Source organism: Methylophilus sp. DMC16 (genome assembly GCF_056314045.1).
In genome coordinates this window covers 76802-90319 of record NZ_JBQUZC010000003.1, presented here as the reverse complement: position 1 = coordinate 90319, position 13518 = coordinate 76802, and the positions used below count along the sequence as shown (strand labels likewise).

Sequence of the window (13518 nt, the reverse complement as noted above, 5' to 3'; positions counted from 1 at the left end):
TCATGAAACAGAACCTGCAATTACGTATTTCGCAAAATCTGGCGCTGACGCCGCAGCTGCAGCAATCGATCCGTTTGCTGCAACTTTCCACGCTGGAACTGAACCAGGAACTGGAAACCATCCTGCAGGAAAACCCGTTACTGGAAATGTCAGACGGTGAAGAAGGCGAGTTTGAAGATAACACACCGCCTCCCCCCACTGTAGAAGCTGAGCCGACAGATGCCAGCTCGTTTGACATGGCAACGCAGCAAGAGATCACCGCACCGGCAGAAAGTCTGCGTGAAGACTTGCACGATGAGCTGGGCGGGAGCGAGAGCGACCTGCCCAATTTAAACGAGGAATTCACGCCGCCAGAGTTTGAAGATGATTATGAAGAGTTTGGCAGCACCAGCAACTGGGACGAAGCCGGACGCAATCATCAGGAAGACGAAGACAGTGACTTTTCCAGACAGGAAACCACCAGCATCAGTTTGCGCGAGCATCTGATTGATCAGATACAACTGGCACATTTATCGCAACGTGACATGAGCCTGGTCAAACTGCTACTGGATAGCATCACTGATGATGGCTATCTGGAGCAAGATCTGCAGGAGATTGTGGAGCACTTGCCACTCGAACTTGAGGTCGAGCTGCTGGAACTGGAAACCGCACTCAAACTGATCCAGAACCTGGACCCTGTAGGCGTTGGTGCGCGCGATTTACGCGAGTGCCTGCTCTTGCAACTGACGCGTTTGCCGCAAGAAACGCCACACTTGCAAACCGCCATTGCCATTGCCAAAGACCACCTGGCGCTGCTGGCCAACAAAGACTTTGTCAAACTGCGCAAGGTGCTTGGTTGCGATGAAGCGGTACTCAAGGCGGCGCAGCACCTGATCCGCCAGCAAAACCCCAGACCCGGCAGCGAGTTTTCCAGCTTTAGTCACGATCACTTTATCCAGCACGATGTGGTGGTTAAAAAGATCAAGGGTATTTGGGTCGCCTCCTTAAATGATGGCGTGATCCCCAAACTGCGCATCAACCAGATGTATGCGGACATCCTCAAGCGCAACCGCGAGAGTTCAGGCCAATACCTGCAAAGCCAGATGCAGGAAGCCAAGTGGATGATTAAAAATATCCAGCAGCGCTTCTCGACCATTTTGCGCGTGTCACAAGCCATTGTAGATCGCCAGCGCAACTTCTTTGAACATGGTGAAATTGCCATGCGGCCACTGGTACTGCGTGAAATCGCCGAAGAACTCGACTTGCATGAAAGCACAGTTTCCCGCGTCACCACGCATAAGTATATGCTCACACCGCGTGGCGTCTATGAACTCAAATACTTCTTTGGCAGCTCAGTGGCCACAGATGCAGGCGGCTCCTGCTCTGCCACCGCCATCCGCGCCTTGATCAAGCAAATGGTGGCCGAAGAAAACCCGAAAAAGCCTTTGTCGGACAACCAGATCACCGACACACTGGCACAACAAGGCATCGTCGTTGCCCGCCGTACCATAGCCAAATATCGCGAGTCCCTGAATATTCCTCCCGCGAACTTGCGCAAAACGCTCTAAACAAAAAAGGCCGCAGATGCGGCCTTTTTTGTTTCTCAGCTCAAATCACCTGATTGTGATCTTGGCAAATTTACGTTTGCCCACCTGTGCGATCACTGTCACGCCTTTTGTCAAAGGCAGATTCTTATCATCCACCTTGACGCTGTCGAGCTTGACGCCGCCTTGCTGCACTGCGCGCATGGCTTCACTGGTGCTTTCAACCAGGCCCGCCTGTTTTAACAATTGGCTAATGCCGATGCTCTCGCCTTCAATGGTCACTTCAACTTCGGGCACGTCATCCGGGATGCCGCCTTTGGCACGGGTCTGGAAGTCCTGCAAGGCTTTTTCAGCCGCGGCTTGACCATGGAAACGCGCCACAATTTCCTGCGCGAAGCCGACCTTGATATTGCGGGGGTTTGCGCCACTGGCGACTTGCGCCTTCCATTCGGCAATGTTTTCCAGCGTCGCAAAAGACAGCAAATCAATATAGCGCCACATCAGTTCATCTGAAATCGACATGATCTTGGCAAAAATAGTCTCTGGCGCCTCGCTAATGCCAATGTAGTTCCCGAGTGATTTAGACATTTTATTGACGCCATCCAACCCTTCCAGCAACGGCATCATCAGCACACATTGCTGCGACTGGCCGGCCTGCTTTTGCAACTCACGCCCCATGAGCAGGTTAAACTTCTGGTCGGTACCACCGAGCTCAAGATCCGCTTGCAGGGCCACCGAATCATATCCTTGCAGTAACGGGTACAGAAACTCGTGAATCGCAATCGGTTGATTACCCTTGAAGCGTTTGGAGAAGTCATCCCGCTCCAGCATGCGGGCCACGGTATGGCTGGCAGCCAGCTTGATCATCCCCGCCGCACCGAGTTCACTTAACCAGTTGGAGTTAAAAACAATCTCGGTTTTGGTGGGATCCAGTATTTTGAAGACTTGTGCGGCATAGGTATCGGCGTTGGCCTTGACCTGCTCCACGGTTAAGGGTGGACGGGTGGCGCTTTTGCCCGTTGGGTCACCAATCATGCCGGTAAAGTCACCGATCAGGAATAAAATCTGATGGCCCAGATCCTGCAACTGGCGCAATTTATTAATGAGGACGGTATGACCCAGGTGCAAGTCGGGCGCGGTAGGGTCAAAGCCTGCTTTCACACGTAACGGCTTGCCTGTTTTCAGTTTCTCGACCAGCTCCTGCTCGATCAGTAACTCATCTGCGCCACGCTTGATAATGGCCAACGCCTTGGCAATTTCTGGGCTCAATGCTGGCACTTCAGATGAGGGTTGTTTGGTATCGGTCATGCGGGTATCCGTCAAATACAACGATGCGCACTGATGGCACCGTCTCAAATAAGTAAAACAGCTATTTTAACGTAATCCCATGCATTTCTGTAAGCGCGGCTGGAGCAGTGTTAAAATGGCACCCATGCAAGTTTCTGCCGATCGCTCCCAGCCACGTTTGTTTATTGGACTGATGTCCGGTACCAGCCTGGACGGGGTGGATGCCGTGCTCACCTCGCAACGGGGCGAGCAACTGACACAAACGGCCACCTATTTTCTGCCCTACCCTGACGCGCTTAAACAGCGTCTACTGGCCTTGCACACGCCCGCCAATAACGAGTTACACGAGGCCGCAGTGGTTGCTAACCAGCTCGCAGAACTCTACGCGCAAGCCGTCAAGCAACTGCTTAAGCTCGCCGACATCCGTGCCGAGGCCGTGACAGCCATCGGTTGCCATGGCCAGACCATCCGGCACTGTCCGACACTGGCAGAGGGCATGGCATACACCATACAATTGGGCAACCATGCCCGCTTGGCAGAATTAACAGGGATCACGGTCATTGGCGACTTCAGAAGTCGCGATATTGCCGCTGGCGGCCAAGGTGCACCGTTAGTGCCGGCCTTTCACCAGGCGGTGTTTACGAGTGCAGACAGGCATCGCGTCATCATTAATATCGGCGGCATTGCCAACTTGAGTGATCTGCCAGCACACGGACAAGTCACAGGCTTTGACTCGGGACCCGGCAACCTGCTCATGGATGCCTGGACCCAGCAACACACAGGCCAACCCTATGATGCGGGCGGGCACTGGGCAGCTGGCGGGAAAATTAATCCAGACTTGCTCAATGCCATGTTGGCCGATCCTTATTTTGCACTGGCCGCACCTAAAAGTACGGGACGCGACCTGTTTAACGACACCTGGTTAATGCAACTGCTGCATCAGTACCCTGACAGTGCACAAAATGTGGCGCGTACTTTGCTTGAGTTAACAGCAGTGAGCATCACCGATGCGCTGACGCGATTCTGCCCAGGGGCTCAGGAAGTCTACGTCTGTGGGGGTGGTGCACATAATCTGGCCTTGCTGAATAGACTGCAGGCACTGTCTGGCCAGTCCATACAGCTGACGGATCAATTGGGCGTTGGCGTGGACTGGGTGGAAGCGGTCGCCTTTGCCTGGCTGGCGCAACGCTGTGTAGATCATTTGCCAGGCAATTTGGCCGCGGTCACCGGCGCGGCGGGGCCACGCATTCTGGGTGCCGTTTACCCCAACTAAGCACCGGCAACGACGCGTAGCAATGATTCCCAAAAGCAGTGCAAACGCACCAGTGACTTGATTACATCTGGTGCAGGCTTTTGATTGTTTTTTTAACTTTTCCGCGACAGTCACCGCACAAGCGGTGATAAAACAAAACGATTGCGTATAATTTAACCAACTTGATTAAAGACTGAGTACGTTATGGCTACCAAGGCGACCATTACATTTGACAACGATAGTAGCGCAATTGAGCTACCGGTACTAAAAGGCTCACTGGGCACGGATGTGATTGATATCCGCAGCCTGGGTAAACATGGTTATTTCACGTTTGATCCTGGCTTTATGTCTACTGCATCGTGTACGTCTGGCATTACCTTTATTGATGGTGAAAAAGGACTGCTTTACTACCGTGGCTATCCGATTGAGCAACTGGCCGAGAACTGTGACTTCCTTGAGGTCTCGCACCTGTTGCTGCACGGCGAACTGCCGGATCACAATCAACGTGAAGAATTCGTGAGCACTATCAGCGAACACACCATGTTGCACGACCAGATGAGCAATGTATTTCGTGGGTTCCGCCGCGATGCGCACCCGATGGCGGTCATGATCGCGGTCGTAGGCGCCATGGCGGCTTTCTATCCAGACAACAACAATGTGTCCGACCCGGAATCACGTAAAGTGGCTGCCATGCGCCTGCTGGCCAAAGTCCCCACCATTGCCGCCTGGAGCTACAAGTACAACATTGGCCAGCCATTCATGTATCCCAAAAACAAATTGGGCTACGCCGAAAACTTTATGCACATGATGTTCGCCACGCCCTGTGAAGACTATGTGCCCAACCCGATTCTGGCCCGTGCGTTTGAGCGGATTCTGATTCTGCACGCAGATCACGAGCAAAATGCTTCTACCTCTACCGTGCGTCTGGTCGGCTCCAGCGGCGCCAACCCGTTTGCCTGCATCGCAGCCGGCATCGCCTCGCTATGGGGCCCCTCACACGGTGGCGCCAACGAAGCCACACTTAACATGCTGGAAGAAATCGGCGACGTCAGCCGCATCGGCGAATTTATCAAACGCGCCAAAGACAAAACCGACAGCTTCCGCCTGATGGGCTTTGGCCACCGCGTTTACCGCAACATGGACCCCCGCGCTTCTATCATGCGCAAAACCTGCCATGAAGTGCTCAACGAACTGGGCCTGCACGATGACCCGATGTTCAAACTGGCGATGGAACTGGAAAAAATTGCGCTTGAGGACGAATACTTCGTTTCCCGCAAACTCTATCCAAACGTGGACTTCTACAGCGGCATCGTCATGCGCGCCATGGGCATCCCCAATTCGATGTTTACGGCGATTTTTGCCCTGGCCCGCACTGCAGGCTGGATTTCACAATGGTGTGAAATGAACGCCGACCCCGAACAGAAAATTGGCCGCCCTCGCCAGTTGTATGTGGGGTCTGAACGTCGGGAATTCGTTCCTTTGCATAAGCGTTAACATAGCAACACACAATAAAAATGCCGGATTTCTCCGGCGTTTTTATTTTAGGATTATGCTCGTTGCAGCTCGAACCGATCTACATGCCCCGGAGAGAATGCAGCGATCACTGCCTCAAACACGCGGCTCGCCTTGTCTGAATTGTCCTCTTGATAGTTGCAGACAAACACATCCAAAGTCACATAACGCGACTCCGGCCACGTGTGTATCGTCAAGTGGGACTCCGCAAGGACCAGCGCACCAGTCACACCCTGCCCCTGACCAAAGCCATAGAAGCTCTCGCCTACAATAGTCAATCCTGCATCACTGACCACTTTTCGGCAAAAGTGCTGACAGTCGTCTACACGGGTCATCAAGGTCAACCCTGGATCCACCTCATGTAAATTGGCCATCAAGTGTAATCCACTATGCGCGAATCTTTTCATAAACGAACTGAAGCAATACAACGATCACTATTTTGAAGTATATTTACAATAATTGGTCGATTCGCATTGTATAGTAATTTTGCGTTAACCATGTCCAGTCAAATAAAAACAAACAGGGAGCCAGAGTGGGTATTTTTGACTTTGTAAAAAAACAATTTGTTGATGTCATCCAGTGGACGGAAGAGGGTCATGGTGTACTCGCTTATCGTTACCCCATGATGGATATGGAGATTCAGTACGGCGCCCAGTTAACCGTAAGGGACTCGCAAAGCGTATTGTTTGTGAACGAAGGTCAAATTGCCGACAGCTTTGGTCCTGGTTTGCATACCCTCAACACCAAAAACTTGCCGCTACTGACCAATTTGCAGCATTGGGACAAGCTATTCGAGTCCCCATTCAAGTCAGATGTGATTTTCTTTAGCCATCGTTTGCAACTTGACCGCAAATGGGGCACCCCCAATCCGATTACCCTGCGTGATCCAGAGTTTGGCATGGTCAGATTGCGGGCTTTTGGCATCTACAGCTACCGCCTGAGCGATACAGCTTTGTTTTATAAAGAGGTGTGTGGCACGCAAGGGGTCTACACCGTCGAAGAGCTGGATGGTCAACTACGTAATGTGATGATCGCTGAACTCACACAACTGTTTGCCAGTAGTAAAGTCCCTTTTATTGATATGGCCGCCAACCAGGGCCAGCTGGCGCAAGCCTTGCATGCCCAAATGACGCCTGTATTTGCGCGTTACGGTCTGACTCTGGACAATCTTGCAGTGGAAAACATCTCGCTTCCGGAAGAGCTTCAGGCTGTGCTGGATAAACGTATCAGTATGAATATGGTGGGCGATTTGAATCGGTATACCCAATACCAAGTCGCTGATGCGATTCCGTTAGCCGCGCAAAATGAAGGTGGCATGGCAGGGGTAGGCGCGGGCATGGGCGCAGGGCTGGTGATGGCACAAAATATGGCCCAGGCGATGGCACAACCGGCTAACGCGGCCACGCCAACCGCCACACAGGACGAGATTATTACCACACTAGAGAAGCTGCATACCTTGGTCAGCAAGGGGGTGTTGACTCAAGCTGAGTTTGACGCCAAAAAGGCTGAGCTGCTGGGTCAAATTAAATAAAGCGTTGTTGCTGTGATACGGTATAGTCAGTGCCCGGCTTGCGGCGCCAAAGTCCACTTTCGTGCCAGCACGACGCTGTTGATGGTCTGTGAGTATTGCCAGAGCACGTTGCTACGCAACGATATTAATCTTGAAAATCTGGGCAAAATGGCCGAACTGCTGCCAGATCGCAGCTTGTTACAAATTGGCAGTAGTGGTATCTATCTGGGCGATGGCTTTACCGTGATTGGCCGCCTGCAGTTTCAACATGAAAGTGGCCTTTGGAACAGCTGGCATTTGCTATTTGATCATGGCAAGACCGGCTGGCTCTCTGAGGCTTCAGGCAATTACTCCCTGAGTTTTCAGGTCAATGAGGGACTTCCTGATCTTCCCCTTGAGCGCTTCGTTCCGGATTTAAGCGTACCGGTCAACGGCCAGCGCATGTCCGTCATTCGTGTTGAAACTGCCAAATGTATTGCCGGACAGGGCGAGCTATCAGCTGCAGTACCAGTAGGCCATACCTTGCACTTTGTCGAACTGGCTGTTGCACAAACCTATGCCTCTCTTGAGTTTGATGGTGCGAAGCCCACGCTTTATTTGGGACAGGCAGTTGAGTTAACCGCGCTTCACCTGCAAAACCTGCGGGACCTTGAACAAAGCGCGATTCAGATTTCCAGCCGTCAGCTGCAATGCCCGGCCTGCGGCGGAAACCTGAACTTCCGGCTACAACAAGCACTGACCATCACCTGCCCCCATTGCGCCACGGTCCTGGATTCCCGCAATGACAAACTGGCAATCCTGCTCAAACAATCCAACAAGCTGCAACAATTAAACCGATTACCGATTCCACTTGGGAGCATTGGCCGCTTTGAACGCGCAACGTTTACAGTGATAGGCTACCTGCGCCGCTCTACCAGAGCCTCAGGCTTGTTACACTACTGGGAAGAGTATCTACTCCACCATCCCGGCTATGGTTTTCGCTGGCTGGTCTGTAGTCAAGGCCATTGGAACCTGCTTAAACCCATCCTCAAGGCCCCGTCTATCAGTAAAGGCTACACAGGGGACACCATCGCCATGCTGGAAGGCAAGACTTACCGCCACTTTGCCAACTACAAGGCAAAAATTGACCGGGTGGCGGGTGAGTTTTACTGGCGGATAAAGGTAGAAGACAGCGCCTCTCTGGAAGATTACATTGCGCCACCTTATTTACTCAGTAAAGAGTTGCAAGGTAAAGAAATCAACTGGAGCCAAGGGGAATACCTGCAGCCAGAACAAGTCAATGACGCCTTTGAGGGCAAACTGCTGCTTACGCCGCCAAAGGGCGTGTTTGCCAATCAACCTTGTCCGTATGAACCATCGGTCGATGCCTGGTTAAAAAACACGCTACTCTTTGTTGTCCTAGTCATCGTACTGCAATGCTGGTTTGTATTTGAATCCCGTCAGGAAGTCGTATTTAGCAAGGTCATGGAAGTCAGCGCTGTAGACAGCAGCGACTGGTCAAACTATCGTACGCTTAATCCAGAGAGCGCAAACCTGGAAAGTGAGCCATTTGAGATCCATTCAAACCATGGCAATGTGGTGATTGATATTGATGGCAATCTGGACAATAGCTGGTTGTTCTCCAGTATCAGCCTGGTCAATCTGCAAAACGGGCTGACTTACAGCAGTAGTCGCGAAATCAGCGATTATTCTGGCTACGATGGGGGCGAATACTGGCGCGAGAACGATAGCCATACAGACGTGGTTTTTAGCGCGGTTCCACCAGGACGTTACCAATTACAGGTTGAAGCAGAAAGTGAGCGTAGCTATGGCAGCGTCAATGCCAGAAAAACCCAATACCTGCGTGTGATTGCCAATGTCCCGCTCTGGCAGAATTTCTGGTTTGTGCTGATTTTCTTGCTCATTGGCCCAGCGCTCTTTTACCATTTCAGGCACCATTTTGAGCAGCAACGCTGGGCTGAAAGCGATCACCCCATGAATAATACCTGACAGGATACATCCCATGTGGCTCAGAATTTATCAATTGACGGCGATGATGGCAATCGCCTACTTTTGCAAACTGCAATATGACGGTGAACCTTTTTGGCAAAGAGATGATGCCATGCATGTCACCCGCGGCGGTTCGCATGAAGCCAACCATAAGTAAACAAAAGGAAGCATTATGGATACACTGTTACTGACTAATCTGCAAAATTCGGTCATTTTTTCATTACTAGGTGTAGTGATTTTCTGGCTGTGTTTTGTCATCATCGACAAAATCACGCCTTACCAACTGTGGCGGGAAGTGGTAGAAAAAAATAATCTGGCACTGGCAATCATTGTAGCGGCCATGTGTATAGGCATCGCCATGATTATTGCCGCCGCCATTCATGGCTGATACGGGCACTTCAACAACCAATCAACTGAGCGTGCATGACAAGGTGCTACGGCAAGCGCTGTTTGCATCTGTGTTTATTATCGCGTCATGCGGACTGGTATATGAATTAGTCGCTGGCACCGTTTCCAGTTATCTGCTTGGCGACTCGGTCACGCAGTTTTCCACGGTCATCGGCGTCTATCTCTTTGCGATGGGCGCAGGTTCATGGGCGTCCAAATATATTCATCAACATCTGGTCAAACGATTTATAGAGCTGGAGTTGCTGGTCGGACTGACAGGTGGGTTTTCCGCAGTCATTTTGTTTCTAGCCTTTGCCCAGATTGGCTACAACGGTGGCCTCGCCTTTCATGCTATTTTATACATACTGGTATTTGTGATTGGCCTGCTGGTAGGGTTGGAGATCCCGCTGGTCATGCGCATTCTGGAAGCGTCACTGACCCTGAAAGAACTGGTTTCCAGAGTACTGACATTCGATTATCTGGGGGCATTGGCAGTCTCACTGGCTTTTCCATTGTTTCTGGTTCCCCATCTGGGATTAATGCGTACAAGCCTGGTGTTCGGACTCCTCAATGTTGCCGTTGCGGTCTGGGCCATCCAGTTATTTGGCGTGCAATTGCGACAACGTCGTCAATTGTTGATCGTTGCAGCCCTGTCCAGCACAGCACTGGTCGCTGGCCTGATCTTTGCTGAGCACCTGACCCGCTACAGCGAAGAAATGCTGTTTGAAGACCGCATTGTATTTTCAAAATCGACACGCTATCAGCGCATGGTGCTGACGCAATGGCGTGATGACACACGGTTGTTTTTAAACGGTAATTTACAATTTTCCTCCCGGGATGAATACCGTTACCATGAAGCGCTCATACACCCGGCTTTAAGTGCCGTCTTGCATCCTCGCAACGTGCTGGTACTAGGTGGTGGAGATGGGCTCGCCTTGCGCGAGATTTTGAAATACCCCTCCATCGAGCAGGTGACGCTGGTCGATCTTGACCGGGAAATGACAGACACCTTTAAACATAACCTGCGATTAAGCCAACTCAACGCGCATGCTTTTGACTCACCCAAGGTTAAGGTCATTACGGCAGATGCATTTGTCTGGTTGGACCAGCAATCCGGTTTTTATGATTTCATCGTCGTCGACTTTCCTGACCCGACCAATTTTGCGCTGGGCAAACTCTACACGACCAGCTTTTACCAGCTGATTGCCGCCCATCTTTCGCAACACGGGCTGGCAGTGATTCAATCGACCTCACCCCTCTATGCCAGACAGTCGTTCTGGTGCATCGTTAACACCATTGCGAGTGCCGGATTGCATACCACGCCTTACCACACGCTAGTCCCGTCATTTGGCGAGTGGGGTTATGTGATTGCTAGTCACCAGTCCTATCAGCCACCCGCCCGGATTGAAATCAGTGGCTTGAAGTTTATTCAAGCCCAGACGCTGCCCAGCTTATTTTACTTTCCACCTGATATGCAAGTCGTTCCTGCCGAGATCAACCGCTTGAACAACCAGCACCTCGTGCATTACTACGAGCGCGAATGGAATCATCAGGGCCCCTAAGCCATGGATAGACGGACATTTTTGCTCAGCCTGGCTGCCAGCCCATTGCTCATGCAATGCCAGTCAAGGAAAAATCAAGCGTTTGGCGGGCAGCTATTAGGCCCAGACCATGTGGCCGGACATGCACTGACCAAAGGCGAGTTTCCACCCTACTCCCAGACACGTCGTAACCGGGTAGTCATCGTTGGTGGCGGGATCAGCGGGTTGAGCGCCGCTTGGTACCTGCAGAGTCAGGGCATGCACGATTTTGTCTTGCTAGAACTGGAGGAGAATACAGGTGGCAATGCGCGTAGTGGGCATAACCGCATCAGCGCCTACCCCTGGGGAGCGCACTATTTGCCCATCCCCAACCATGAAAACCATATGCTCAAGCAGTTCTTGGCTGAAACAGGGGCAATTGTCAGCGGGCATCACACACAAAAACCGATTTATCACGAGCGTTATTTGTGTTTTGCACCGCAAGAGCGGCTGTTTATCCATGGCCAATGGCAAGAGGGTCTGCGTCCACACCATGGCTTGAGCAAAAACGAACTGGCCGAAATAGAAGCGTTTGAACAACAGATGCACACATTTCGTCTGGCACGGGGAAAGGATGGCAAACCGGCTTTCAGCATTCCTCTGATAGAATCATCACAGGATCCGCAATGGTTGGCGCTGGACCGGTTAAGCATGACAGATTACCTCTACCAGCAAGGCTGGCAAGGGCAAGCGCTTCACTGGTACGTCAATTACGCTTGTAGAGATGATTACGGCATGCCGGCCAGCCAGATTTCGGCTTGGGCCGGTATCCATTATTTTGCTGCACGCCGCGGCGAAGCCGCAAACGCTGAATTGGATCAAGTACTGACCTGGCCACAAGGCAACGCTTGGTTGGCTGAGCAACTGGCAAGCAAATCTTTGACCCAAATCCAATCACGGCAACTGGTACATGCCATCAGTCAAGAAAAACACGGCATCACAGTGGACGCTCTAGATCTAAACAGCCGACAGACTACCCGCTGGCAAGCCGACCATGTCATTTATGCCTCACCCGCCCATGTTCTGCCTTTTGTGTTACGCCAACACACTGATCTGACACAATCCGCACGTAATATTTCGCATGCTCCGTGGTTGGTCGCCAATATTAGCCTTTCTCATGCGTCTACCCTGCAGGGTAATCTCCCCGTCGCCTGGGATAATGTCATTTATGACCGCCCCGGATTGGGTTATGTGGTTGCCAACCACCAAACGCTACAACAACCCAGCGAATCAGTGATTACCTACTACCACGCACTGGCTCAGGCTGATTCAGTCCGTGCACGCAGAGAACTGTACTCGAAATCCTGGCAAAGTCTGCAGCAAAGCATTATGCAAGAGCTACACACGGCCCATCCCATGCTTGAAGAGGCCATCACACGCATGGACATCTGGCGGTGGGGCCATGCGATGACATTCCCCAAACCTGGTTTTTTAACAGATCATCATCGCCTGCGGCTAAACCAACAGCACGATAGATTGCATATTGCACACACCGATGCAGCTGGCATTTCAATTTTTGAAGAGGCCTTTGCACAAGGTGTACGTGCAGCAAGCCATTGTTTACATCGTCGTGCAAAATGAAAAAGCCGGGGTTAACCCGGCTTTTAGGCGCAGCAGTGAGTTAAACCGAGAACGAGCTACCGCATCCACAAGTGGTGGTCGCATTCGGATTACGAATGACAAATTGCGAGCCTTGCAGGCTATCGGTATAGTCGATTTCTGCGCCCATGAGATACTGCAGGCTCATCGGGTCAATCAACAAGGTCACGCCGTCCTTGTCCACCTGGGTATCGTCGTCGTTCACTTCTTCTTCAAAGGTGAAGCCATACTGAAAGCCGGAACAACCACCACCGCTCACAAACACACGCAATTTCAGCTCTGGCGTACCTTCTTCATCAATTAGCTCTTTGACCTTTTTGGCAGCATTATCGGTAAATACCAAAGGACTAGGCATTTCAAGGGTGGCTTCTGTGGTCATCATAGACTCCTGTAAAATTCGTATTCAGTATATGGCGGTAATCCGCCGGATTTCAAGTGGCTGCGTTTAACTGTCTTCTGTCGTTGATGTTTCTGTTGGGCTCGCTTCGGCCTGCTCACCCAGATAAATCAGTTTTCCTTCAATCACGGCACCGGTGTGCATTTCGAGCGATTTGTAATACAGGTCGCCGATAATACGCGCCTTGCTTTGCAACTCGATAAAGACGGAAGACCGCACCGGCCCGCGTATCATGCCGTTCAGTACAATTTTGGAGGCCTCGACACTGCCAGTCACGGCTCCGTTTTCACTGATAATCAGTGTACTGGGATGGGTTTGCTTTTCAATGACATTACCAACAATCAAGCCATCTACTCTTAAGCCACCTGCAAACTGCATATTGCCATTTAACTGCGTTTCATGCCCGATCAGGGTATCAATGTGACTGTCAATTTGAACACTTTTCTTGAAAAACATGCGACTTCCTGTTCCGATATACTTAA

The 13518-nt window shown here is 51.4% G+C and carries 13 protein-coding genes; 9 read left to right on the top strand and 4 right to left on the bottom strand.

All coding sequences use genetic code 11. The features are described 5' to 3' along the window. The first annotated feature begins 2 nt into the window (after positions 1-2). Positions 3-1547, top strand: coding sequence for an RNA polymerase factor sigma-54 (locus ACT53D_RS11870; protein ID WP_275356460.1), 1545 nt, complete (start codon positions 3-5; stop codon positions 1545-1547). Between the two features lie 45 nt (positions 1548-1592). Here ACT53D_RS11870 and tyrS read toward each other — a convergent pair whose 3' ends face one another. Next, the gene (gene tyrS / locus ACT53D_RS11865; RefSeq protein WP_476156374.1) at positions 1593-2831 is read right to left on the bottom strand and encodes a tyrosine--tRNA ligase; all 1239 of its coding nucleotides are present in this window, start codon (positions 2829-2831) and stop codon (positions 1593-1595) included. 124 nt (positions 2832-2955) lie between these two features. Here tyrS and ACT53D_RS11860 point away from each other — a divergent pair, with 124 nt between their 5' ends. Together ACT53D_RS11860 and gltA are read left to right on the top strand one after the other, a co-directional pair. After that, positions 2956-4083 carry an anhydro-N-acetylmuramic acid kinase gene (locus tag ACT53D_RS11860; protein WP_476156794.1) on the top strand — a complete coding sequence of 376 codons (1128 nt, stop codon included), beginning with the start codon at positions 2956-2958 and terminating at the stop codon, positions 4081-4083. Positions 4084-4266: 183 nt separating this feature from the next. Next, complete coding sequence (gltA, locus tag ACT53D_RS11855; protein ID WP_476156373.1) at positions 4267-5556, top strand: citrate synthase; 1290 nt, start codon at positions 4267-4269, stop codon at positions 5554-5556. A gap of 53 nt (positions 5557-5609) precedes the next feature. Here the strand turns inward: gltA and speD are convergent, their stop codons facing one another. Next, positions 5610-5981, bottom strand: a complete 372-nt coding sequence (gene speD / locus ACT53D_RS11850; RefSeq protein ID WP_476156371.1) for an adenosylmethionine decarboxylase — start codon at positions 5979-5981, stop codon at positions 5610-5612. Between the two features lie 125 nt (positions 5982-6106). Between speD and ACT53D_RS11845 the strand changes: the two genes are divergently transcribed. Genes ACT53D_RS11845 through ACT53D_RS11820 form a run of 6 tightly spaced genes read left to right on the top strand, consistent with a single transcriptional unit; the run spans position 6107 to position 12621 of the window. Then, positions 6107-7105 (top strand): SPFH domain-containing protein, encoded by a 999-nt coding sequence (locus tag ACT53D_RS11845; RefSeq protein ID WP_476156369.1) that lies wholly within the window; start codon positions 6107-6109, stop codon positions 7103-7105. Positions 7106-7117: 12 nt separating this feature from the next. Then, a complete protein-coding gene (locus ACT53D_RS11840) occupies positions 7118-9073 on the top strand; it encodes a DUF4178 domain-containing protein (protein ID WP_476156367.1) in 1956 nt (651 codons plus the stop codon). Between the two features lie 13 nt (positions 9074-9086). Then, entirely contained in the window at positions 9087-9230 is a 144-nt protein-coding gene (locus tag ACT53D_RS11835) for a hypothetical protein (protein ID WP_156171694.1), read from the top strand. A 15-nt stretch (positions 9231-9245) separates the two neighbouring features. Continuing rightward, positions 9246-9461: a DUF350 domain-containing protein gene (locus tag ACT53D_RS11830; protein WP_049639492.1), complete on the top strand. Its 216-nt coding sequence runs from the start codon at positions 9246-9248 to the stop codon at positions 9459-9461. Next, positions 9454-11022 (top strand): polyamine aminopropyltransferase, encoded by a 1569-nt coding sequence (locus tag ACT53D_RS11825; protein ID WP_313986238.1) that lies wholly within the window; start codon positions 9454-9456, stop codon positions 11020-11022. Before ACT53D_RS11830 ends, ACT53D_RS11825 begins: the two co-directional genes overlap by 8 nt. Positions 11023-11025: 3 nt before the next feature. After that, the gene (locus tag ACT53D_RS11820) at positions 11026-12621 is read left to right on the top strand and encodes an FAD-dependent oxidoreductase (protein WP_476156364.1); all 1596 of its coding nucleotides are present in this window, start codon (positions 11026-11028) and stop codon (positions 12619-12621) included. Positions 12622-12661: 40 nt separating this feature from the next. Here the strand turns inward: ACT53D_RS11820 and erpA are convergent, their stop codons facing one another. Continuing rightward, positions 12662-13018 carry an iron-sulfur cluster insertion protein ErpA gene (gene erpA, locus ACT53D_RS11815; protein ID WP_194749778.1) on the bottom strand — a complete coding sequence of 119 codons (357 nt, stop codon included), beginning with the start codon at positions 13016-13018 and terminating at the stop codon, positions 12662-12664. Between the two features lie 66 nt (positions 13019-13084). Next, positions 13085-13492: a bactofilin family protein gene (locus tag ACT53D_RS11810; RefSeq protein ID WP_194749717.1), complete on the bottom strand. Its 408-nt coding sequence runs from the start codon at positions 13490-13492 to the stop codon at positions 13085-13087. Positions 13493-13518: the final 26 nt, after the last annotated feature.